Annotated in this window: 11 protein-coding genes; 5 read left to right on the forward strand and 6 right to left on the reverse strand. The window is 46.0% G+C overall.

What is annotated here, in order from left to right; genetic code table 11:
• Positions 1–54: 54 nt before the first annotated feature.
• Entirely contained in the window at positions 55–2856 is a 2802-nt protein-coding gene (gene pulA / locus AAY47_RS12415; RefSeq protein ID WP_047770330.1) for a pullulanase-type alpha-1,6-glucosidase, read from the reverse strand.
• A gap of 452 nt (positions 2857–3308) precedes the next feature.
• On the opposite strand from pulA, the gene AAY47_RS12420 reads away from it, so the two are divergent.
• On the forward strand, positions 3309–3737 hold the full coding sequence (locus tag AAY47_RS12420; RefSeq protein WP_047770332.1) for an EamA family transporter: 429 nt from the start codon (positions 3309–3311) through the stop codon (positions 3735–3737).
• Positions 3738–3809: 72 nt separating this feature from the next.
• Here the strand turns inward: AAY47_RS12420 and pgm are convergent, their stop codons facing one another.
• Positions 3810–5450, reverse strand: coding sequence for a phosphoglucomutase (alpha-D-glucose-1,6-bisphosphate-dependent) (gene pgm, locus AAY47_RS12425; protein ID WP_047770334.1), 1641 nt, complete (start codon positions 5448–5450; stop codon positions 3810–3812).
• 93 nt (positions 5451–5543) lie between these two features.
• A complete protein-coding gene (gene seqA / locus AAY47_RS12430) occupies positions 5544–6077 on the reverse strand; it encodes a replication initiation negative regulator SeqA (protein ID WP_047770336.1) in 534 nt (177 codons plus the stop codon).
• Between the two features lie 259 nt (positions 6078–6336).
• On the opposite strand from seqA, the gene ybfF reads away from it, so the two are divergent.
• The 4 genes from ybfF to AAY47_RS12450 all read left to right on the forward strand — a co-directional run bounded on the left by ybfF (position 6337) and on the right by AAY47_RS12450 (position 11298).
• Positions 6337–7116, forward strand: coding sequence for an esterase (gene ybfF / locus AAY47_RS12435; protein ID WP_047770338.1), 780 nt, complete (start codon positions 6337–6339; stop codon positions 7114–7116).
• Between the two features lie 290 nt (positions 7117–7406).
• Positions 7407–8141, forward strand: a complete 735-nt coding sequence (locus AAY47_RS12440) for a class I SAM-dependent DNA methyltransferase (RefSeq protein ID WP_047770340.1) — start codon at positions 7407–7409, stop codon at positions 8139–8141.
• A gap of 517 nt (positions 8142–8658) precedes the next feature.
• Positions 8659–9690, forward strand: coding sequence for a methyltransferase (locus AAY47_RS12445; RefSeq protein ID WP_047770342.1), 1032 nt, complete (start codon positions 8659–8661; stop codon positions 9688–9690).
• A gap of 69 nt (positions 9691–9759) precedes the next feature.
• Positions 9760–11298: an FAD/NAD(P)-binding protein gene (locus AAY47_RS12450; RefSeq protein ID WP_072059787.1), complete on the forward strand. Its 1539-nt coding sequence runs from the start codon at positions 9760–9762 to the stop codon at positions 11296–11298.
• 103 nt (positions 11299–11401) lie between these two features.
• On the opposite strand, the gene rtxA is transcribed toward AAY47_RS12450, so the two are convergent.
• From rtxA to AAY47_RS12465, 3 genes are read right to left on the reverse strand one after another with little or no spacing between them, the layout of a single operon-like run.
• Entirely contained in the window at positions 11402–24454 is a 13053-nt protein-coding gene (gene rtxA / locus AAY47_RS22740) for an MARTX multifunctional-autoprocessing repeats-in-toxin holotoxin RtxA (protein WP_047770344.1), read from the reverse strand.
• Positions 24455–24480: 26 nt separating this feature from the next.
• The gene (gene rtxC / locus AAY47_RS12460) at positions 24481–24942 is read right to left on the reverse strand and encodes an RTX toxin-activating lysine-acyltransferase RtxC (protein WP_047770346.1); all 462 of its coding nucleotides are present in this window, start codon (positions 24940–24942) and stop codon (positions 24481–24483) included.
• Positions 24943–24973: 31 nt separating this feature from the next.
• Entirely contained in the window at positions 24974–25339 is a 366-nt protein-coding gene (locus AAY47_RS12465) for a hypothetical protein (RefSeq protein WP_047770348.1), read from the reverse strand.
• Positions 25340–25541 lie beyond the last annotated feature (202 nt).

A 25541-nucleotide genomic window follows, 5' to 3' on the forward strand; every position in this document is an offset into this window, starting at 1 on the left:
CGGTTAAAACCATGTATTGCTCACATCAAAAATAACCCCATTTTTTGCCGGTTTTTACTCTTTCCTGCGCACAGGCAAACCTGTTCCACGCATTCCTGTCTGCGGCAGAACCAACACGGCTGCCGACCATGCAGGCATGGTTACCTCACCATTTTCTGTTATTTGTATTCCCGCCGCTAAAGATGTTTCACCTAATTCACGTTGAATAGCGTTTAATTTCAATCCGTTGATATTAAGATCTTTGACAGTCACAGACCAAGGTGCAGCGTTAATAACGATGACCACACCATCAAATCTTCGGTCATAATCACGTGCGGTCGTGTTACCATCATCAATCGTCATCACCAATAAACCCATTTTCTGATGAGGGCCAACATTGGCAAAATCGACCCGTTGCCTGACAGCCTCACCATCACCAAGTGCCATCAATGGTGAAAATTGACGTAACCGCAATAGCTCCTGATAAAAGGCCATCATTTGTAATAATTCAATTTGACCCGGTTTTTCTACCTGATTTTTTACCCGATTAATCAGTGGATAATTTTGGCCGTCGTTACCACGTTCAGGTAGCCCCACATCATAGTTATTGTCTTTATAATCATAACTAACTCGATTAAACCAATCGCCGGCGTCATAAGAATCACGGGTAAATGATTTTGAACGCAATAACTCTGAACCCTGTTGATCGAAAGCCAGGCCTTGCCCAAGAAATACCGTTGCAAGAGAGAGCGCCTGCATCCGAACCCTTGTCATCAAATCGGCTTCCTGGGCGGCTTTATAGCTAATAATATCCCACAATGTTTGATTGTCGTGCTTAGATACATAATTTAGTACTTCAGTAGGATCTGACGCATAACCCGCAGCAGTACCCTTATAATCAATTTCTATGCCGGTTTTCACATTTCCATCTTTATCGATCATGACGAAATCAGCCAAATTGCCAGCCATGCCAAGACGTACCAGATCCCATAAATGACGAGCCTTATCCGCATCTAAGCCAGAAATTTCGTTCGGCAATATTCCGGCACCATTTCCTACGCCCTGATGACGGCGAATACTGTCAGCAACATCAAAAGGCCCACCTCCACGTACCGCATCTCGCAATCGGTCAGAGAAGGTTCCAATGCCACTTCCCTTAAGATTAACTTGTGATGCGATTTCAAATCGATCATCCTGCCCAGAATGCCAGCCCTCGCCGAAAAAGTAGATCGATGGATTAATCGCCCGTACTTTTTCCAGTGCCGATATAATTTGCGCTTTAGGGTGATAACCCATTAAATCGAATCGAAATGCATCTACCTTATAATCTTTAACCCAGGTCACCAGCGAGTCTTCAATCAGTTTGGCAAACATACGACGTTCAGGCGCAGTATCAGCACAACAGGTATTATTTTCTACATTGCCGGTTATTTCATCTAAACGGTGGTAATACCCAGGCACGATCTTATCCAACACCGATGTCCGGGACGCAGGGCCTGCCGCATCGGTATGGTTGTAGACAACATCCATGATTACATTCATCCCTAATTGCTGTTTGATAGCCTGTATCATGGAGCGAAACTCTTTTATACGACCGGAACCTTCTGGATCAGTAGCATAAGAGCCTTCCGGTACTGAATAGTGAAACGGATCGTAGCCCCAATTATAGGAATCCGTCCTGGCCACCATCGTATTTAATTCTTGTACCTGCGGATTATTGATATTGTCATCACGCCGCAACTGCTGCAAAACTTCCCGTACGGTCAATGAGCTGTGGCAATAACCCGCAAAACGGCTATTTTTCACTATGGGATTGACCCGACATAGACGTTTAAAAGAGTGATCAAGATCAGCCACCTGATGACTAAATTCGTTAATGGAAGCGTTATCGAACACAGGCAATAACTCCATATGAGTCATTCCCGCCCGGCTCAACGCTTTAAGGTGTTTGAACATATCGCTGTTCTTGTCGGTCAGTGCCAAGTATTTACCGCGCCAATCTGCGGGTATCGTACTATCTGTAACGGAAAGATCACGGATATGCGCTTCATAGATGGTCATGCGGGTAATATCCGTTGGTGTATTTTGCGGGTGTGGCGTCAACAGGCTATCCCAATTTTGTGGTTTCAGTGACGCATCATCCAAATTGACGATCTGGCTATATTCTGAATTGGTAGACAGGCTATAAGAATAGGGATCGGTCACTTCATAACGTTCCACATGACGGGAAGAGGGATGGTAGACCTTTAAGGCATAACGATAGTAAGCGCCAATCAATTCCTTGTTACCCTGCCATGACCAGGAGCCACTCGCAACATCACGCGCCATCGAATGATTAGCGACAATTTGTTTATCTTGATTATAAATAATCAAGCCAACCGCTTGGGCCGTCGGTGCCCACAAACGGAAAATCACGCCTTTTTTGTTTATCTGCGCCCCATATTCCAGTTTATCCGCCGCATCGGCGAAACGCTCATCCAATACACCCGCCGTTTGTACCTGAGTTGCCGATATTAGCAAACCTTGCTCATCGGCGGCCAAAGCGACCAAATCTCCGGTCAAAAGGAGATCAATATCTGTTCCCTCTGGCAGACGGAATGCTGCCCATTTTGCCAGATGAGGAAACTTCCTTGCCATCTCTTGACTTAAGTTCGTCGGTGTTAACGTCAGATATTTATCGGTAAAATAACCTTGCTCACTGGACGCTACTTTATTGTTGTGACTGTAATATAAGCGAACAATAGGTTGACCAGCCCCACCTGGCCATAATAATGTTTGTCGATCAATCCAATGTGCAGAGGCCTGAGAAATTTCTGGTTCAGAATGACAACGATAGATTTGTTCACTGCCAGATATGTTCGTCAAACTATGTGCCATCATTTCCTCCTGGGTTTTGAACGAGTGATTTTTATTTTGTATACAGCTATCCTGTACGCAACTTGTCAGTGATAAAATAAATAGGCTGCTAAATACAATAAGATAAACCTTTCTCCAAAAGACAGATTTCATAGCCAAACCTTTTTAATAGAAAGATTACATTAACCATTTTATTTTTTAATAAGATGAAAATAATGATTAGACATTGTATTAGATAAACTCACCTCATCCTTTATTAATAAATATCAGGAGTAGATTAAAGGATGAGCTATCTTCTGTGATATTAATTAATTGTGCTTTCATATAATTAAAAGTCACGGCAATTTGAAAAATAAAGCGCATAAATATTTTTAGCATTTTAATCGAATTATGCATATTCAGATCAACAAATTTAGCCTATGATGCATTCCTCTGGTACCACTCGTTAATATCAAACACAGGGTTAATTGAATATGAGTACATGGCTGATTTATGCCTTACTCTCCGCGCTAACGGCAGCGCTGGTCGCTATCTTTGGCAAAATTGGGTTGCAAAATTTGGATGCCAATACGGCAACCGCCATTCGTGCCGTCATTATGGCACTGTTTTTGGTAGGCGTTGTCGTTGTACAGGGAAAATTGAATCTTATCAGCGAAATTGTCGCCAATCGCAAGGCATTTATGTTTATCCTGTTAAGTGGTATTGCCGGCGCCCTCTCCTGGTTATTCTATTTTCTGGCGATCAAACATGGCAATGTGTCCCAGGTTGCTCCTATCGATAAATTGAGCGTGGTATTTGCCGTCATTCTGGCCGTCATTCTATTTGGTGAGAACGTTTCGCTGGTGGCATCTGCGGGTATCGTGCTGATTACCCTCGGTGCTTTGATGGTCGCTTTGGGATAAAAACAAAGAAGCCGCAGCAACTGCTACGGCTTGTATTTTTGCCAGCCAGAACCTGCCAGAAATAGAAACCCGTTAACCCGCAGTAAATACCTGATTGACGATTTCCTGGGCTTCATGTTCAATTTTTTCACGATGCTCCGCACCAAGGAAACTTTCGCAATAGATTTTATAGGCCTCTTCCGTACCAGAAGGACGGGCGGCAAACCAACCATTATCACTCATTACTTTCAAGCCACCAATGGAAGCGCCATTCCCCGATGCAGTGGTCAAACGAGCGGTAATCGGATCACCTGCCAATCTATCGGCCTTAACCATTTCCGGTGATAACTTGGACAATAATGCTTTTTGCTGATGAGTCGCCGGAGCCTGAATACGGCTATAGCTCGGAGTGCCAAATTTGGCCGCCAGTTTGTTGTAACGTTGCTGCGGGTTCTCACCGGTCATTGCCGTCATTTCAGCCGCCAACAAACAAAGAATGATGCCATCTTTATCGGTTGACCACGGAGTGCCATCAAAGCGCAGGAAAGATGCTCCGGCACTTTCTTCTCCACCAAAGCCTAACTCGCCTTTATATAACCCATCCACAAACCATTTAAAACCGACGGGAACTTCTACTAATTCACGCCCCAGATCAGCGACAACACGATCAATCATGGCGCTGGAAACCAGTGTCTTGCCCACGGCAATATTTTTCGGCCATTGTGGACGATGACGGAATAAATAATCAACAGCCGTTGCTAAATAGTGGTTAGGGTTCATCAACCCCGCCGGCGTGATAATCCCATGACGGTCATAGTCAGGATCATTGGCAAAGGCTAAATCAAATTTACCACGCAGCTCCAGTAACCCCGCCATTGCCCAACGGGATGAGCAATCCATACGGATCACGCCGTCATGATCCAGTGTCATAAAGCGAAATGTCTGATCGACCTTATCATTAACCAGAGTCAGATCGAGATTGTAATATTCTCCAATCCGCTGCCAATAGGCAATCCCAGAACCGCCCAGTGGATCAATACCAATCTTTAAGCCTGCTTGCTGGATAGCCGCCATATCCACAACGTCACCGAGTGCAGTGACATAAGGTTCAATCAAATCACGGGGATGCAGATAGCCACTTTTTAAGGCCTGTTCATAAGAGATACGCTGGATGCCACTAAGTGCCGTTTCCAGTAATTCATTGGCGCGCCGTTCAATGATGGCCGTCAGATCGGTATCAGCTGGCCCGCCGTTAGGGGGATTATATTTAATACCCCCGTCTTCTGGCGGGTTATGGGATGGCGTGATCACGATACCATCAGCCAAATTTTTTCCCTGACGGTTATGGCATAAGATGGCATGGGAAATGGCAGGCGTCGGTGTAAATCCATTATTTTCCTGCACAATGACATCCACGCCATTCGCCGTTAACACCTCCAATACGGAGATAAATGCGGCTTCTGAAAGCGCGTGGGTATCTTTACCCACATAACATGGCCCTGTAATTCCATGTTGCGAACGCATTTCCACAATGGCCTGCGAAATAGCCAGAATATGCGCTTCGTTAAAACTATTGCGGCCAGCACTACCACGATGGCCGGAAGTACCAAACTTGACCTTATGGGCCGGATTTTCAGAATGGGGTTGTAAGGTGTAATACTGTGAAGTGAGTTGAGCGATATTGATTAAATCATGCTGCCGGGCGAGCTGCCCTGCTCTTGGATGAATGGCCACTTTATTATTTCTCCTGGGAGACCGCACTGACTTACCGCCAGCGCAGTACTAATAAACTAAGCGATTGTATTAGTAGTAGAGCAACTAACTGAATTAAATAGTGCCACACACTTTCTCAATCAAATTTGCCGGAAACTTCATATCCTGCATAATATGTTCGATCATGCTGCGTTTACGGTCAGTATTGGTATTGGTGATCACCCAAAAAGGCGTACCGGGAATATGGCGTGGCTTCGTTTGCTTACCGCTAGCCAACAAAGTGTGTTCATCACCGGCGAAATAGGTACGGGTACGGCCATGCATCGCTTCTGTTGCGTTGGAAAAGCTTTCGCTGTTCAAACTATACACTGTAGACAAGATCAGCATAAAGCGTTCAACCGATTTTTTCTTTTCAGCGTACTCATCCGAAAGTAATAATTCACGAATAACGCGAACAGCATCACGGGAACGGGCAACTGGGGTTTTAACAACAGGTGCAGGAACGTTGGCAGGCTCTGTCTTTTGTACTGGCTGCCCGGCGTCTAACTTCAGTATGCGCCGTAAAATATCAGATGCACTTTCACCGATATGCAGAGTTTGGCTTGCAATAAAGCGGTAAAGTTCTTCATCAACTTCTATCGTTTTCATTTCTATCCAGTACTGTTCTTAATGAAAAAATTATCTTGAGATTATAAGATATAATGCCACAAAACAAAACAATTAAACTTTCAATAACTTAAAGTGATTCTTTTTAAAATTGACAATCTTTAGGCAAGCGACTTTCCTTTAAAATAAATCAATTAGTTACAACTCATTCATCCTATTGAGTTTGTCACAGCTCACGTATCATGATATTAAGCATCTCAATATTAAACATTGGATAAATGGTATTAAATTCAGGCAAATCATGAAGTCAAATTGTCAATTAAATTATCATCTTCACACTGTAGAAAATCTGCAATCTTCAACTCCCGTTGTCTTGATTCATGGGCTTTTTGGAGATTTAAACAATTTGGGCGTATTGGGGCGTGATCTACAGCAACATTATCCGGTGATCCAAATTGATGTACGTAACCACGGTATTTCACCCCGTATGGAAAATATGGATTATCGTGATATGGCGCGGGACGTCCTGGCACTGCTTGATGAACTCACCGTGTCCAAAGCCATTATTATCGGGCATTCCATGGGGGGCAAAATCGCCATGACCATGACGGCCATTGCGCCGGAAAGGATTGAAAAAATCGTCGTGATTGATATGGCTCCCGTCGCTTACCCGGTTCGCCGCCATGACCGCATTTTTGCAGCATTGAACAAAGTCACGGCTGCCGGTGTACAAACCCGACAGGCCGCGGCAGATATTATGCGTCAGGATATTCGGGAAGAGGGCGTTATTCCGTTTTTATTGAAATCATTCCGTCAAGGGGAATGGCAATTCAACCCGCCTGTTTTGCAAAAAGAATATGAAAAGATTATCGGTTGGGAGACTATTCCGGCATGGCACGAACCCGCCCTGTTTATCCGTGGTGGAAATTCAGATTACATTACAGAAGAATATCGGGAAGATATTATCAGCCAATTCCCACAAGCAACAGCATGGGTTGTCGCAGGTTGCGGTCATTGGGTGCATGCAGAAAAACCAGAAGCTGTACTCCGGGCTATTCATCGTTTTTTAGGCACAAAATAATGACGAATATCAACCCATTGTAATATGGGTTGATAAAAAAATGATCAATATAAAAATAATTATATCCAATTTATTACTGGCACTTTAATATACAAAGAAGAAAAACCGTCAGCCATTATTACACCAATATTAAATAATATATACCAATCCAACTTCAATATGCATGTTATATTCTGCCGCACAGCGGGGAAATATAATACCTCGCGTCACTTTGCGGATTGCAACTTGCAGTTTATCGAGTATATCCTACAGATAAATAAAACATCTTAATTTTAATTAAGGACAAAATTATGAAAGATAACATCTTATATAACCCTATTGCTCATCTCTACGAAGATTTTTCAGACTCCAGTGCTCAAATAAAAATAGTCACTCGTACCCTCCTCAATCTGGCAGGAGATGTAAAAGGAAAATCGGTGTTAGATTTAGGATGTGGATATGGCTTATTTAGCCGGGAATTCAGAAATCGTGGCGCTGCAAAAGTGATTGGTGTTGATATATCAGATAAGATGATAGAAATTGCTAAACACAAATCGCAACAATATAACGATGGTATAGAATATCATATCAGGGATGTCAGCAAAATGGAGTCATTCGGCAAATTTGACCTGATAGTTGCCGCCTGGTTATTTTGTCACGCGGAATCACTTGAACAACTTGAAAATATGTTTCGTGTAATTGCAGATCATCTTAAACCTTCCGGTAAACTTATCGCTTATACATTTGAACCTGATTATCGTTTAGAAAAAGGAAACTATGAAAATTATTGCATAAAGGTTCTCAGTGAAGAACCTGTGAAAGATACAACTCTTGTGAGGGCTGAATTTCTGACTACTCCACCCAGCCCTTTTACTATGCATCGTTGGAGCCGTGAACAATATAAAAATGCCATCACTAAGGCGGGATTAAAATTCGAGTGGCATAAACCCATGCTATTGGAAAGTGATATTGAGCGTTATCCCCCCGGTTTTTGGGATGATTTCCAAAGAAATTGCATTGATGCAGCCTTTGTTTGCCAATTATAATAAAATAATCCCCCATGACTATTTTAGGGGGATTACTTTATGAAATAGTTTTTTTAGCTACCAAACTCACAAAAACTTCCATAACGCAAATGATATAACTTACTGATATTATTTATGATGACATTTTTATTATGCCCTACTTTATTTTTATATTCCGTTATTTAATAGTTATATATCCGATAAACTTCAAGTTTCAATCCGCAAGATGACGCGAGGCCTTATATTTCCCCGCTGCGCGGGGAAATATAATACGCATCCTGAAGTTGGATTGGTATATCCCCTGAAAACCCTCACGATAAAATCACTTAATTTTACCGCGTAACCTTCGCGTAAAAAACAACCCTATTTATTATCCTTATTAATAAAAATCATTATAATAATATACTTTCGTATAAGATTTTTTGTGATTGAAAAACGAATAATTTTCTGATTAATAATATTATTGAAATAATAAGGTAACTTATATTTCTTTTATTTTTATTCTAATTTAAATAATTATATAATAAATGAGATCTCTATGAACATTTTAAATAATAACACAGCAATTTCTAACGACACATCAGCAGCGTTACACTTACTTAATCAAACAATGGGGTATTCTTATCAAGCCGCGCTTCGTGCTGCCGCAGTTCTTGGGGTAGCCGATCATTTGAACAACGGGCCAAAAACAGTGCATGAACTCGCCAAAACTGTCGGAGCCCAAGAGCAACAACTACACCGAGTTCTGCGGTTGCTTGCCACACGGAATATCTTTCATGAAACCGAAGAAAATCAGTTTTCACTCACACCAGCCGCAGCGTTCCTGCGCAAAGACACACACCACTCCCTCCGAGCCGCAGTATTGATGCTGACTGACAGGACATTTTGGCAACCTCTTGGTGAGATTGTAGAAAGTGTCCGCGGCAATCCCGCCTTTAAACACCTCTACGGACTGCCTTTCTTTGATTATTGGGCGCAGACGGACACACCGGCTGATGATTTTCACGCCGGTATGTCGTCAATGTCTAAAGTGGAAAATTTGTTCCTGGTGAACAGTTATGACTTCCCGAAAAATGCGACAGTTGTCGATATCGCTGGCGGATTTGGTGGCCTGTTATTAAGCGTATTACAGGCCAATACAACTCTGCGAGGGATCCTTTTCGACCAATCACACGTACTGACCAGACATCAACTTGACGCACTGGGTGACGATACGCGTTGGGCGATTGCTTCTGGCGACTTTTTCGAGTCATGTCCTCAGGGCGATATCTATCTGCTCAAGTACATTATGCACGACTGGCCTGATGAACAATGTATACGCATCCTACGCAACTGCCGACAAGCGATGTCCCCTGACGGCCGGGTACTGATAATGGATCCCGTAATCCCTAATGGCAATGTTTCGCACGCAGGTAAGGAAATGGATCTCCTCTGCATGGGGATCTACGAAGGGGGGCGCGAGCGTACAGAGGATGAGCTACGACAATTGCTGGCTAACGCAGATTTAAAACTCAATCGCGTCATTGATACCGGCTGTTATATTTCGATTGTCGAAGCCATTGCAAAATGAATGCCTTCACTTAAGTCAGCCGGATAAAACGTCCTTAATTTCAATATAGTTAAAATATAGGAAATAATGATGTCTTTTCAAAAAAGAAGTCTTGCGATTGTCGGAGGCGGGGCTGCGGGTGTGGCAACATTCATCGCAGCAGTGCAACATCGTGTGGCACAAGCCATTTATATTATTGAACCCGGGCCTGTTGGTCCCGGTATGGCCTTTTTCAATTTGGATGACGATATACTCTGCAATACCTCGGTTGATACCATGTCCGTCGTGGCCGGTAACCCTCTGGATTTTCTGGATTATCTGCATAAACGTGGGCATATCGTTACACCGGAATCTTTTGTACCACGGCAATGGGTCGGAAATTATCTGAATGAAAGGTTCCTGGAATTTAACTCTGTCGCTCACAAGGCCGGTATTGGTGTTTTCCATATCCCTCATTTATTCAGGCAATTGAAGATAAATTCACACCGCTGTTATACGCTTTGGCACGGTGACGTTCTGACGCCTCAATCGCTGGAAGTGACCGATGTCATTTTCTGTACAGGCTTCGGCTCTTCTCGTATCCCTGAGGTATTGAAACCCCACCTGACTCATCCAACTTTTATTCACTGCCCCTACCCAGAGCAGGATATGTTAGCCAGAATTCCCTCGCAATCGCAGGTATTGGTTATCGGCAGTAAACTCTCAGCCATCGATGCTGCTATTCTTCTCTGCCGTGAAGGCCATCGCGTCACCATGACGTCGCCATCAGGAGATATACCCGCTGTGCGTTCGCGGTTTATGCGAAGTTCAGGAACCTTCTTTGAGCATGAAAACATAATGTCAATAATGACCCGTAAGGGGAATCTATCGAACCATTTTTTTCCTGATTCATTGAAACATGCCTACCTGAAATATTTCTACCGCGCACTCGACAAATACACAAAAATACCCTGGCGAGAGCAGTTTTCTAATGCCAATAGTTATCGGGAACGTCTGCGTGAAGAAATCGCTATTGCCGAGCAAGGAAAGAGTCAATGGCAAGATATGATAGTCAATTTCATGGATGTCATTAATGAAGTACATTTAAATGATAAAACCTATTTCGACGGTTCATTTCATCCCAACGTCGAAAAAATGCTTCATCGATATATCACCGCCATTGCTTTACCCAATGCACGAAAACTTCTGCACTATATGGACAGAGGTTCTCTGAACATTCAGCAGGGAGAAATTCTAAATGTTGTTATAGAGGAAGGAGAAGCCAATTCCTGGTTAGTCAACTTAGAGCAGGATTATCAAACGTTTGATGCTATTGTTGCGGCTGTTGGTTATCACCAACCTGACTTTGTCATTGACGAGGATGGGAAACTTGAGATCGACACGCACGGCCAGCGTTCAGAACGCGCCATATCGATATCATCAGAAATGATTGCCATCCACCCTGACCTTAAGGAAAAGGAAAGTATTTGGTTTGTCGGAACGCCTGCGCATAAGCGGTTATGGGTGCCCAATGCCCTCGTCGTGGTAGCGAATATTGCAACCAGGGTGATTAAGAATATGTTACAAACAGATGTTCAAGCCCTATCTGCTGTTGGTAACCACGAAAAAGAGCTAGAAATCAGCACATAATTTTAATCCGCAATTAAAGTCAATGCCAATAACACATTAATTGAATAATGGCCCACATTCATACATGGGCCATTTTGTTAACTAAGTTCAGTGAATAAAACTATCAGGCTAGTTTAGATTTCCCGTTGAGGGTATCAGACCAAGCCGTTATGACGGTTGATTTCGATTTACTATCAAGCGCATCAATAAAGCCGCTATCTCCCATAGTCGGCGCGAATCCACTCATGGCCTGCACCAGAGAATCGACTGCATTGGCAGAGAGTAACGTATATTCACGCTCGCCCTGTGCATCTTTATCCCCCATTTGGGTGATGATATCCGCACGGTTACCCTTGAAGTAATCATTAAAAGTCACAGAACCCAATGCCTCAAACTGCTCCTGTGCCGAGGTATCTTTGATATTACGCTGAGTCAACAGAACCAAATCGTAGCCGCTGCGCTGGAACCACAGGTTTTGCCAATTGATGTCGTTGAACATAATCTTGTCGCCTTGCTTGATATCTTCAACCACGTTATCAATCACATTACCGTTGACCACAAAGCTATTTACGCCCGTGCCGCCTTTGAAGCGGTTTTGATATCCGCCCAGTACCAACAGATCATCACCATCGCCGCCGTTAAGCTGGCTGAACTTAGATACCACATCGGCAATCAGGTGATCGTTACCTGTGCCCCCATTGATAACAGCGTGATAACCCATCAGTTTGATAGCATTGTCACCTTCTTTGCCATCGATCCGGTTACCGTTGCCGAAGACCGTCGCAAAGTCGTTCCCTTCGCCCAAATCAACCTGATTGTTATTGCCAATGGCGACAACATAATCCTGATCTTTCCCTGCATCAATGCGGTTAAAGTTGCCGGAAGCCACGATATAATCACGTCCCTTACCGCCATCAATCACGCCACCTTCACCGAAGACAAAGGTCTGATCATCGCCACTTCCCATATAGGCGTAGTTAATCCGTCCAGCCAATACAGCCACATCGTTACCTGCACCGCCAAACATCATGTTTTCACGCCCCATCAGAACACCCATATCATTACCTTCACCCCCCGTGAAGATATTCGAGGTGCCTACGGAATAGAAGACGTCATCACCACGGCCGCCCCAGAAGTTGTTGTTATCGCCCAGATAGGCACCGAGATCTTTGCCGTCACCCCCCCAGTTAAAGTTGTAGTTACCCAAAGAGGCGTGGATGTCACCATCGCCTTGCAAATGACCACTCTTACGCAGGAAATCGAAGGTTTTATCCTTCATGTTTAGCAAATCGGCTGTCAGGTTCTCTTTCAGGTTAGTGACCAGCGATTTCATCTCAGCCTGCTTATCCCGGTTAAACAGCGTGGCAAACAGGTTTGGCAGGTTCAGGTTTGGCAGGTTCAGGTTTGGCAGGTTCAGGTTTGGCAGGTTCAGGGATGGCAGGTTCAGGGATGGCAGGTTCAGGGATGTCAACCCAAAGGCGCGATCTGCTTGAGACTCTGCCATTTCTGGTGCTGATTTATCCCCTTCACTGATAGAGATATGCCCTTCCTGACTCTCATCAGGGGCTTTGGCTTTCAGACCGTGGCTTTCCGCAAAAGATTTCACGCCCTCAACCCCCAATTTCAGACTGGCTTTCAGGCTATCAAGGAGTTTTTCTGGATCAGTGAAGGTTTGCAGTTGATCGCCACTGAATTCACCGATGATTTCCAGCATTTCACGCAGAATGGCAACGCCATCAACAGGCTGGCCTGAGCGGGAGACAATAGCGCCTTTCGCGGTATAATCCACGCCAAAGATATCCGCCAGCGTGGTATCCGCGCTGACACCTGCCAGATTGCCCAGCAATTTATTTTTGAGCTGACGTGGCAAGTCCGTTGGGCTAAAGGTAAAGGTGGTTTTTGCCATACCCGTTGAGGTATATTCCTGCGTCATTAAGCCAAACAGCGATCCCAGGTTGGTATCCAGAATCGACTGGATATTGTCACCGAACATCAAGTTCCAGTTACCCGTCGTAACCTGAATATCAGCACCTTGTCCACCCACGGCAAAGTTGAAAGCCAGTTTTTCATTCGCTTGACGGAATTTATCTGCCCGACTGACTGTCCCCATTTCTGGGGTATTACCCTTTCCACCCAGCCATTGGTTGTATTTTTTGTTCAGTGTGCTTTCGAGATCATTTTTCAGGCCACGGCTGCTACGTTCATTTTGTGAGTCGAGATCCGTCAGGGTTTTATAATCCACACTGCTGGTCAAATCGAGACCAGACAGATCACTGACATATTTCTTCGCACTTTCCAGTGTCCATTGCTGGTTTTGGGTCGCTGGCCAATCTGGTGAGTTAAACTTTCCGGCAATGTTTTGCAGGACACCCGAAATACGGGCTGCACCATCAAATGGGTTAACCAACGGTGGGGTTGGAATGGATTTTTCCAGCATGACGATCAGATCGTTACTGCGTCCCATGTTGAAACTGATATTGCGGTTACCGACAAACAGTTGTGCCCCTTCCAGTGCCTGATAACCGGCAATATCAACACTGTGCTTGCTGTCACCATTGCCAATGTGAACCATCACATTGTTATCACCGAAGGCCAGAGACTTAAAGCCACCTGTACCAACCTTGATGCCTACGTTAGTCGTGCCCCAGTTAATCGCCGTAAACTCACCATCACCCGCCTGTACCTGAATATTGCCGGAATAGCTCAGTTGGTTATTGGATGATGCCGCCGCTGAAGGGTTATCCACCGCATCGCGTTGTTTTGGTGCATGGAATGCCTCTTTATTATCAGCAATCGCGCCTTGCGCTTTTGCATCCACATCTGCCTGACCGACGCGGGACAAGTTGATGTCACGTTCAGAGATACCACGACGAACGCGTTCGGAGTGGCTTTCCACTTCACCCTTGTCATTCCACCCCAACACGAGCTTATTATCCGTGAGCTTGTGAACCCACTGTTCTTGCGCATCTTTCGTGTATTTACGGCCAATACTGTCTACCGCAACTTCACTGCTGCGCGCCGATATGGTGGTTTGGATACCCTGCTCATCCAGTGCTGAAATAAAGCGACGGGCAAAACCATCCCGTTTGTCATCACTGATCAAGGAACAACTGACAAGGCTGATATGATCAGGCATGCCAACCTGTTTGAAATCAGTACTGAACTGTTTCAGTCTTAAGGCCAGTTCATCTGCACTGTAACCGCTGACACGCGTGTGGTTTTGTAGTGATTTTTCACGCCCATGCCCCACAATCTGCCAGCGTAATTTGCCGGACTGTAATTTATCGGCCAAGACAGCCGGATCACCATACACCACGCGGTATTGACCATTGGTGTCGAGCTGAACAATCACAGTGGAATCTGGGTGCTTACCGGCCAGATTCGCGGCGGCTTGCGCAACAATAGGATCATTTTCAGTCTGGATAATGATCTGCCCGGCAAAGCGGCTGTCGCTATTTTCAGGCTGTGGTTTGACCTCAATATTTCCCCAAGAATTGACGTCCTGGTTATTCACATGAATATGACTTTCCAGCGAGTCATCACCTAATGGTTTTTTCACGCCATGAGTTGCATCAGTCTCGGTCGGTTTCTTGATTGGGGTATCATCAAACACGGGCAGTGCTAAGATGTCCCGCATAGTGAATTTATCAGCCCATCTTGGACGATAAGTTGCCAAAACTTCACCATCGATCACCACCGTACGCTTGAAGATAGTTTCCCCTGCCGCATTTTTTGGCAATCCGTAACCTTGTGCCATATTCAGGCCGGACTCACCGAAGAAACGCGTCATGTAAGCGCCAAACTTCTCCGCCGATGAAAATTCAACAATCCCTACGTTTGGATCATAGAAACCATAAACACGATTTTCACCACTGCCTTTCGCCCACGCTGCCATTGCGTGATCCGGGCCATCCAGCTCAAGCAGCACGGATTTACCTTCTGTATTGCCAGCGGTAATTTTCTGGACGACGCCATCGACTGTCAGTGCTTTCGTGTCTTCCAGTTTCTCTTTCCATACCTTGATGGAAGTATCTGTCATTGGGTTCCTGGCATGGAGTGCCGCCAGCGATCCCAACAGCTTATTTGCGTTGGCTTGCTCAGTGGCAGAATACAGGTCTGGATTATTGAGTACCGCTGCCGCAGAATACATTTTTTCCAGCAATTGACGGGCAACACCTTCCTGACCCTCATTTTCAAGTTGTTTCGCCACCAGAACCAATTTCGACAGTGGGTCACAACGTCCGCCAAAACCATCATTTGACAGATTCAACAAGAACAATTGTGGTGCCTGTTGTTCACTTGCTTTCTTGTCAGCAATACCCGTTGACGTGATATCACGGAACAGACGATTGAACTTCTCAGCTTTTGGCTGGAAGCCGATTTTCAAAGCGCGGCTTTCAATTTCCCAAGCCAAAGCCCCTTTTTGTTCCGGACTCCAGTTACCTTTAACCAGCAAATTCACCAGTTGCTTGATATTCATGTCTGGACGGAAACCCTCCACCACCTGCTGTGCATGGCCTTGCTGGTAACCCGTCAGGAAATCTTTTGTTGCACGGATATCCTTTGTCGTTATGCCTGCATCATTCTGTGGTTTCAGTGATTCTTGGTAACGTTTCAGGTCATCCTTAACGCCTTTGAGAACCTCTGATTCGTCAGCTTGAGGTTTACTGAGCAGAGACGCACTCTGGAAGAAATGGAGTGAGTGTTCATCCAACTCTTTTCCACCTGATTTGCTATCAAACACGATACGAGATAATTTTTCCAGCAAGCCGGCCTTCACGCGACCCTGTTCACGCTGAGGTGCAGAAAGTGTCGAGACAATCAGATCAGCATATTGGCTCATCAGCCCACTGTCTTCATGACCATAGAAGGTTTGTTCACCCGATACCTGATAACCCGCCACAGCCAGTTTAGCCCGCAGTTTTTCCCCTTCCTTGCCCAATCCTTCATTATCGGTCAATAGCATGATTGGCGTCTGTTTCGAGATGCCTTGCAGATTTTTCTCCAACGAGAACTGACCATTAACAAATTTAGCCAGCCCCGCCGTGATCCCCGCAGGGTTCGGCACTTCATGGGCGGTAATCGCTTTGGTCATACTTGGCATTGGCCTGTCAAGCAGCAAACCAGAGACGGCTTGTCCATTGCGCTCGGCATAACGGGCAAGATCCGCCGCAACAGCGCCCCCCATAGAATAGCCATGAATAATGATATTTTCAGGCTTGATGCCACGGTCATTAACCAAATAGCTGAACATGGTACGGGCATCCTGATAAAGCCCTTTTTCACTTGGATGACCATCACTGGAGCCATAACCCCGCATGTTCACCGCCAGCATATCCACACCCTGTTTTTGGTATTGATTTTGGATAATGCTGGCTTGCTCTTCCGCAGATGAGCCGGAACCGTGGATGAAAAGCACGACTTTTTTCGCCGGACTCTGTTCTTCCTGATCTTTTTGAGTACCGTTGTGGTAATAACCCGTTAGACGCCCAGCGTCACCCTGGAGCGTGATCTTATCCGCTGTACCCTGAGTGACTGCCGCATCCAACATTATTTGGGTGTAATTATCAACGTTACGGCGATCTTCTCTGGAGCCATAAAGCGCATCATTCAGGAAGCGAGTCACTGGATTGAATGGTTCTCTGTCACGCGGTGGCGTACCGTCGTTATTAATGGCAACTTTTTCACCACTTCTGGGTGTAATATCTGCCAATACCAGCGATTCCTCCAGACGTACACTCACTTGTGATAACAAATTTTGGAGCGCAGGAACACGTTCTGAATCTGGATGCCCCTGCAAATAGCTTTCAATCTGATGAAGCAGGTCGGTTAATTTATCCACTGCCTCAAAATCATAATCTTTGCTGGTTTGCAAGGTATTTTGGTAATTGCTGAGGGCATCTAATACATTGCGATAACTATCACCCAGGATCTTGCCTTTAACATAAGCCGCTTCCTGTAACTCTGCCGCAGACATCAAATCGGTTTTTGGTTTATAGCTCCAGCTACCGTCTGCTTTTTCAGCGATAATGCGGGTACGCCCGTGATCAAAGGAAACAATGCGATCTTTCACCAGATGCAGCTCATCCGGCAGTTGGTCGTAATTGTCATAATTGGCAAGAATAAAACGCTCAATAGATTTAATTTGAGCGGAATCTTTTGGATTTTCCAGCATGATAGTTTTGACGCTATCACTGTTATTACCCGGCCACGGGCGGACTTCAAAGCCTTCTCCATCAGCTTCACTCACCAGCAAATTGCGTTCTGTACGCAAACCATAGAATGGCAGGGCCTGATTCAGCAGGTTATCGATGGCGCTGGTTTTGATATCCAGATTAACCAATGTATATGGTTCATACTTTTCAGGATTCAATGCAAGCAGCCTTTCCTGCTCTGCAAGGCTCAGGGAATCAAAACGTGCTCTTACAAAAACTCCCGCGTCAGTCAATCTGCGGCCAATGGATTCAGGGGACATCCCTTGATATTCTTTGGGCGCTTTATCCAGCAGGCGAATTTCCCCGACCAAACCTTCACGCTGCAATTGACGCAATACAGGTAATTCAACATTCCAGAAGTAGTTGCCAATAGGCAATCCGCCTTCCGAAATGACATAGACATCATCACGAGATCCGGTCGCATAGAGGGAACTCCAGAATCCGGTATTGCTGTATGCCGAAGCATTAATGGCCGATTGCAGGGCCTTCTGCTCACTAATGTCAGGATCGAGGCGTCTTGCGCCCCAGAGCATTAACTTCTTGTTCAGATCAATAGCAAAAGCGTTACCTTTTACATCAATATCGTAAACGACCTTCTTGCCATCAGTCTGTACTGCATCAAGAACTGAACGGTATTGTTTGAAATTTTCGCCAGACCAGAATGAAACGATGCTCTTGTCACCATGTACAGGTTCGAAGCTATAACCATAGCTTTCCAGCCTTGAGACGAATTCGACGCGCTTATCCCAATCGTAATCTATTGTTGCATCGATAAATAGTTTCGATAATGAAGTATACTGTTCTCTCGGTACGCTATTTTCATTATCAGTAAGATGCAGATAGTTTTCAATATGGGTGACCATTTCTTGTCTGCGGTCATCCGGGATCTCTGCATCCACGCGGGTAAACCCCGGCACAGGAATATATTTTTCAGTGGCAAGTTTGTTGTCACTATCCAACCAACGGTAAACATTAGCCACTTTCTGTGCCCGGCTTGCGACAGAACCACCAGAAGTATTGACTGAATCTGGCGGAATCAGGTTTTCACTCAACGCTTTCAGGCCACTGAGATCCAGCCCCGAAATTCTTGGTGTGTCCCTGCCCCATTCAGTCACTACAGCCGAAGGTTGGCTAACTTCCTGATTGTCCGACGTTTCGTTATGAGCAGACGTTAGGCGAGATCCGCCAGACACTTTTTTAGCACGTATTCCTGCATTGATCTGCAAGCGGTTTAAGGCCTCTTTGGCATCGTCAAGTTCGCTCAGATCTTTATCCAGCGCTTGCAATCGCTTGCTGAATCTGCCATCTGCCGGAACAGTCAAATCAGCATTGATATTACTCTTGGATTTTTCTGCTTGTTCAATGTCTTCAGAGTAATTCGCTTCATAAGCTTTGCCGGACAGACCGCTGCCTGTTGCACCTGTACGAACCGGTTTATGGTTGTCATCCAGTTTTGAACCCTTGGCATTATTTTGTACTTGCACGGTTTTACTGTCTGCCGCAGAGACTTCATGCTGACCATGCTGCTCTGCTTGTTGTACTGTCAGATTACCATCATGTTCTGCCTGTTTAGCTTTTAGCTCATGGGCAAGGGCTTCTTTCTTCCTGTTTTTGGCCTGGATAAATGCCGTTTCTATATCCTGCTCGGCATGTTGTTGGTTTTGCTCAGCCTTAAGTGCGCCCGCTTCTGATTTAGCGACAGCATCTTTAGTATCGCCCAAATGCGCTGCTATCGCTGCCTGGATATTATCCAATTGATTCTGCGCAGTTTCACCCGACTGATTCAATTCGGTTTGAATACGCTGCTGTAAACCAGCCGCGAACTGATCACGCCATGGTTGGCCTGATTCACCCTGATAGGTGGCATGGATATCCAGTGTTTCCAGCCCCTTAATCTGCGCCAGCATCTCATCTGTCACCGCCTGCGCTTCTTCCTTGATGGCATTACGTTGGCTCTGCCCGTTAGTGTTCAGGGCATCCAGATCGGTGGCTTCCAGTTGTGACTGGGTGCCGGCAATCGCCGCCAGTTGTTTATCTTTTTCCTGAGCCAGACGTTGGCTATCGGCTTCCGCTTTTTCCTTGTCCTGCAAGGCATTGTGTGCCGCTTTATCCTGTTGCACATGGTCAGCAACAGACAATTCAGAGGTGGCAACGACGTTATCCAGAACATAACCCAAGCCATCATCTAAGCCGGTTCCAGAAAACATCAGCAGGTTACTGCCTGCCATGGCGGTTAAAGTCAGGGTTTGGTTTTGCCACTCACTGTTACCATCGGCAGCCGAAAAAACAGCTTTGCCATTCCACGATACTTTCAAGCCATTATCCGCAGAAATGTCAGCACGTCTGGCAAAATCGAACTTAACGGTAATTTTTTCACCCGCCGTCAAATTCTTAATGAGCTGACAGAGAGATGTATTACCGTTGACATCAAGCTCACTGACCCGCTCACCATGCCCTTCATCACTCAGTCCATACGCCTTGGCCGAATAGCTGGCTTCTATGCCCTTGGTGGATATCCATCCCATCTCCCCTTGTTCAAAATCACCATTAACGATTAAATTGCGGGGCTGATTCGAGTTCAGGCGTTTTTTATCGCCAAGTCTCTTCTCGATTCCGATAATATCTGGGGTATCAACACCGGTCACAGAACCTTTCAAATCTTTTGCCAAATCAGACGAGATTTCATCAATTTTTGTCAGTTTGAAACCATTCAGGGAAGCAACTTCCGGCAGGTCAATGGCGCCGCGTCCTTTATGGGTTCCTGAGGTATTTGCTTCATCGCCATTTACCAGATAATTGATGCCCTGACTGCCCGCGCTGCCCAGAACGGTCTGTTTGATATTGTCAAACAGTGCATTCAATTTATTGCTCTGGGTATTGCTTTCCGCCACCGCAAGGCTATAAAAATCACCATTACCGACCTGAATTGCCACGTTGTTGCGGGCATAAGAGGCGTTAATGTTCAGGCCATCACCCACGCGGATATTGGCATTACCCGTGCCTTTCATGACGGAAACATTCAGGCCGTCACCCACACGGGTATTGACGTTGAGTTTACCCCAGGCCACATTGACGGCAACTCCATCACCGACTTTGGTATTGATATTCAGGTCGCCATGAACCGCTGTCACGCTAAGGCCATTCCCCACCGTGGTGGTGATATTGCCTTTCCCTTTGGCCGCCGTCACTTGCATACCATCACCCACTTTAGTGACGATATTGCCCTGGCTCCATAACGCATTGAAGCTATCCCCATTGCCGATTTGGGTCACGATGTTGGCCTCACCCTTAGCGAGTACAACGTTACGGCCATCACCGACTTTGGTGATCACGTTAGCCTTGCCCCAGGCACCGGTATAATCATCACCGTTGCCGACATGGGTTACAATATTGGCTTGCCCCTGGACAACAGTCACTTCCTGACCATCGCCGAATTTGGTCATGATATTGGCATCACCTTTGGCAAAGTTATAGCGATCACCGTCACCAACCTGGGTCAGGATATTGGCTTTACCCCAGGCAGCATTGATGCCCAATCCATCCCCCACTTTAGTGATGATGTTGCCTTCACCTTTGGCGAACCCGACCGTCGTGCCGTCACCAACATGGGTCATGATATTGCCGATTTCAGAAACCAGCAGGCCAACTGCGGTTCCATCACCGACTTTGGTCAGAATATTGCCTTTGCCCGCTAACACGGCCGCTGTTGTGCTATTACCTTCATGATTAACATGGGTCACCACATTGGCTTCGGCAGCGGCCACAACGCCCATAAAATCATTGCCGACTTTCGTCACGATGTTGGCTTTGCCTAATGCCAATACCCCCGTTAAACCATCACCGACATGGGTCATGATATTGGCTTCACCAAACATGGCCGACAGCGTGGTGCCATCACCCTCTTTCGTCATGATGTTGGCTTTACCCGCAAACAACCCCATGCTGGTGCCGTTGCCGACATGGGTATAAATGTTGGCTTCACCCACCATCAAAGCTGCCGTCAGCTCATCACCCACTTTGGTCAGCACGTTTGCCCCGCCAATCGTGGCCGCGAAAGTGGAACCATCACCAATCTGGGTAAAGATATTGCCTTTGCCAATCATGGCAGACAGGGCATCGCCATCGCCGACTTTGGTCGCAATATTGCCTTTGGCGATCATCAGGGCAACACTCTTGCCATCACCCAAATGCGTATATACGTTACCCAGTGCCAGCATCAAGGCCAGTGCATCGCCATTGCCCACTTTGGTGAAGATATTGCCTTTACCGCCCATCAGCGCCCAGGCATTGCCATCACCGACATGGGTGAAAATATTGCCTGCACCAATCATCGCCGCAATAGTAGTGCCATCACCCACTTTGGTGAAAATGTTACCCAGCGCGCCCATCACGCCCAGCGTTTGCCCGTCACCAACATGGGTCAGAACGTTACCCAGGCCTAACATAATGCCAGTCGTATCACCCTGGCCAACTTTGGTCAGGATGTTGACTCCCCCCAGCATAACGCCGGTGGTTTTACCATCCCCCATATGGGTCAGGACATTACCGCCACCGCCCATAACGGCCTGAACATCACCCTTACCCTTTTTCGTCAGGATGTTGGCACCACCCAGCGCAATGGCCGATGTATTTGCCGAACCGGGATCCGCCGTTTCGTTATTGCTGATATGGGTAATAATATTGGCGCCGCCAAACATGGCTGATGACAAATCGCCTTCACCCACTTTGGTCAGAATATTAGTGCCACCCGCCAGTATGGATGAGACATTACCGTTCCCCACCTGGGTCAGCACATTGGCACCGCCAATACCCGTCCAGAACGCATCACCATGACCGATTTGGGTATGGGTATTGAAACCACCGCCCATTGCGATACGGCTGTTGCCATTGCCTTTATGAATGGAGATATTGCCAACAGCCAGAAGGTGAGCAAGATAACGGCCATCGCCAACGCGAACCAATACGTTTGCTGCGCCACCCGCCTTGACATTCAGATCACCACTTTGGCTTTGGTGCAGTAAAACGTTGGCAATGCCGGCACCATCGAAGTTCAGGTCACCTTTCTTGCCTTTTTTGATGATGACGTTTGCCCCACCACCACCGTCGAATGTAGTGTTACCGAATTCAGAGCTATGCTTAATCACATTCGCAATGCCCGCCCCTTTAAAGCTGACATTGCCACGGGTCACGTTGGATTTGATGATATTACCACCACCGGCCCCGGCATAATGAATATCACCCGAACTGTCACCGCCGCCAGTGGCTGACCTGAACAGCTCAAGATCACGATATTCATGCAGATCAGGCACACGGCCGGAATTTGTGCGCACCGTATTCACACTGTAATGAAGATCACTGAGCGAATAACTGCCGGCTCCCATATCGTGGTAACCATTGGCATAAGAGATATCTGCGTTCGCCAGATTAGCTATATGGTTACCTTCTTTATACCAGGGGCGAGCGATATATTGCAGCATTCCTGTTTTGGGATCGTTCCGCAGCTCCACCACCACAAACTTGGTGTGTTCGCCAAGTTGCTTAGCATAAATATAGGTGTTTGGCCTCCGGTGGGATTTGACCGCTTTTACGTCAACCGTGGTTCCATCACGGTAAATGGCATAACCGCCCATTTTGGCATCAGATAAAGTGATATCTGCTGCGTCAATCTGGACACCATTGCCATAATTTACCCACTGGTTTTCCGTCAGCTTTTTCTCAACCGCATGAACTGTTACCGGTTTCCGCTGTTCAACGGTCAGGTTTGACAACGTATATGCGCCATCTTCACCGACTGAACTGAAGCCACTCTGAGTCGAGATATCTCGTTTTTCCAGCCCGTTAAGATGTTTCCCTGCTTTATACCACGCGGTCGAGATGTATCTCAGCTTACCCGTTGCGGGATCATTGCGCAGCTGAACCTTGTTGATTTTAGTGTGAGTCCCATCCTCAAACGCAAACAGGTAAGTGTTTGGTTCCCGTACTGATTTAACCCCTGTCACCTGATGGGAACTACCAATCCATGAGCCACTCAGGGTTGCTGTTGTCAGCACAACCTCTTCGGCGCTGGTATATTCCATTCCTTCGCTGCCGAAGTCATTGGCGGTTCCCTTACGGGTAATTTCGTTATAAGCACCGGCACCCGTGAAATAGATATCACCCTGTGCAATATCAGAGTAAAGGCTGTTATAACCGCCTGCGCCTTCAAACCGGATATCTCCTTTGGTTTCAGAATAGATATCATCGACCTGACGGGTACGTTCAATACGGTTAGATGCCCCTGCACCACGTAACGTTATGTCGCCACTTTTACCTTTACGGACAATAGTGTTGGCTGCTCCCGCGCCCTCAAAATCAATGTTGCCACTCTCAACTCTGGAGCTAATGATATTTGCCGCGCTAGCACCCTTGAATGTCAAATCACCAGTGGAACCTTGATAACGGTTAAACCAGGTACGATCGATCTTGTTTGCGCCACCCGCGCCGCCAAAATAGAAATTTCCCTGGTTAGTTTCATGCCATAATTCGTTGTATGCACCCGCCCCTTTAAAGCTAATATCACCCTCCAGGCCCTTACGGGTGATACTATTATATCCAGCGGCGCCAGAATAAGAGATGCCATGCTTGTCTCCGGTATGGTTGATTTTCACTCCACCGGAAACCCCCTCAAACGTTATCAACCCGCTCTGTGTCTTATTGATTGAGGTATAGCCAGTCCCGCCTTTAACCGTCAGGCTACCACTCGTATCATTGACATTCAGATATCCGGCAGCACCGACTACGGTGTCATGCCCCCATGTTGTATTAACGGTTGCACTAAAAGAGCCGACGACTATGTAGTCATTGCCACCATAGGCATTAATGACACCACCAACACCAATGGCGTGTATTGTGTTTCCGTCATTATCATCTTCATATTTACCGGTAAAGAAGTATTCTGTACTGCGGTTAGATGATTTTCCCATAAAATAATCCTGATATTGGGTAAAAATTAAACTATGAACCACTGTACCCGACGGATACAGCGGTTATTTGGCACATCCAGCGTTCCCCTGACGGTGCAGGCTTTTTGTCCTTTCCGGGCGGCAAAGACACGCCGGCGCAGATCGCAGGCAATGTCACGCGCATGTCCGAAAGGGGCAATCATCTCTGGAAAAAAGATATGCTGGCCGGAACGCCAATCTTCCGGTGAAATTTCCCGTTCACCGGCAAGAATGGCATCCCGACTGCTGTCAGACAAAAAAGCCCAATTACAAAAAGCAACTGGGCGTTGATGTTCATCTTCGTAATAGCAAAACTGATTAAGCCGGAATGACGGCAAGATACGTTGTTGCCATTCAGCAACGGAGTAACGTCGGTGCAAGGGGGAGTGCTGACAAAGCAACATCACCCCACCCATCATTGCCTGTATTTCATGCGCACTCAGTGTTGCCAAGTGATATGTGATCACCATAAGTTAGCAACTACCTGATAGGATGCTGATATTATTTCGATGTTCCGGCGTTACGTGCTGAACGTTTTTTAGGCTCAAAAGATTCTGGCGCTGTAGCCGTAACTTCCGCAGGTTGTTCACTTTCGCTGCTCTCAGGCACCGGTAAGAAACCAGCCGCAATCAGTTTATTGATTTCGGCTTCCATTCTTGGATCCTCAAGCATACTTTTGACCATGGAAACCATATACATAAAACCAGAGGCAGGCATATGGATCACTTGTTTTAATTGCAATTCCTGATCATTTTCCGCCAGCATGCCACTCGCCATTTGATTAGGCTCCTGACCGACAAAATAAAGAGAGAATACGCCTTTGTTATAATTAACACTTGAGATGGTTTGTACAAATTTTTCAGACATAGCATTATCCATTAAATAAATATTAATTTAATGTTAAGATTGCATTAAATTAAAATGATTAAATCATAAATAAAACCATAGTGTATATGGGTTCATTTATGATTAAACCTGATAACTCCAACTTATCGGAGTAAGCTAAAGTCATTTATATTTCCCTTATTGTTCAAGCGTTATTATCTTGAAAGAGCTATCATTTTTAAAT

Source organism: Xenorhabdus griffiniae, assembly GCF_001028135.1.
Lineage (GTDB): Bacteria > Pseudomonadota > Gammaproteobacteria > Enterobacterales > Enterobacteriaceae > Xenorhabdus > Xenorhabdus bakwenae.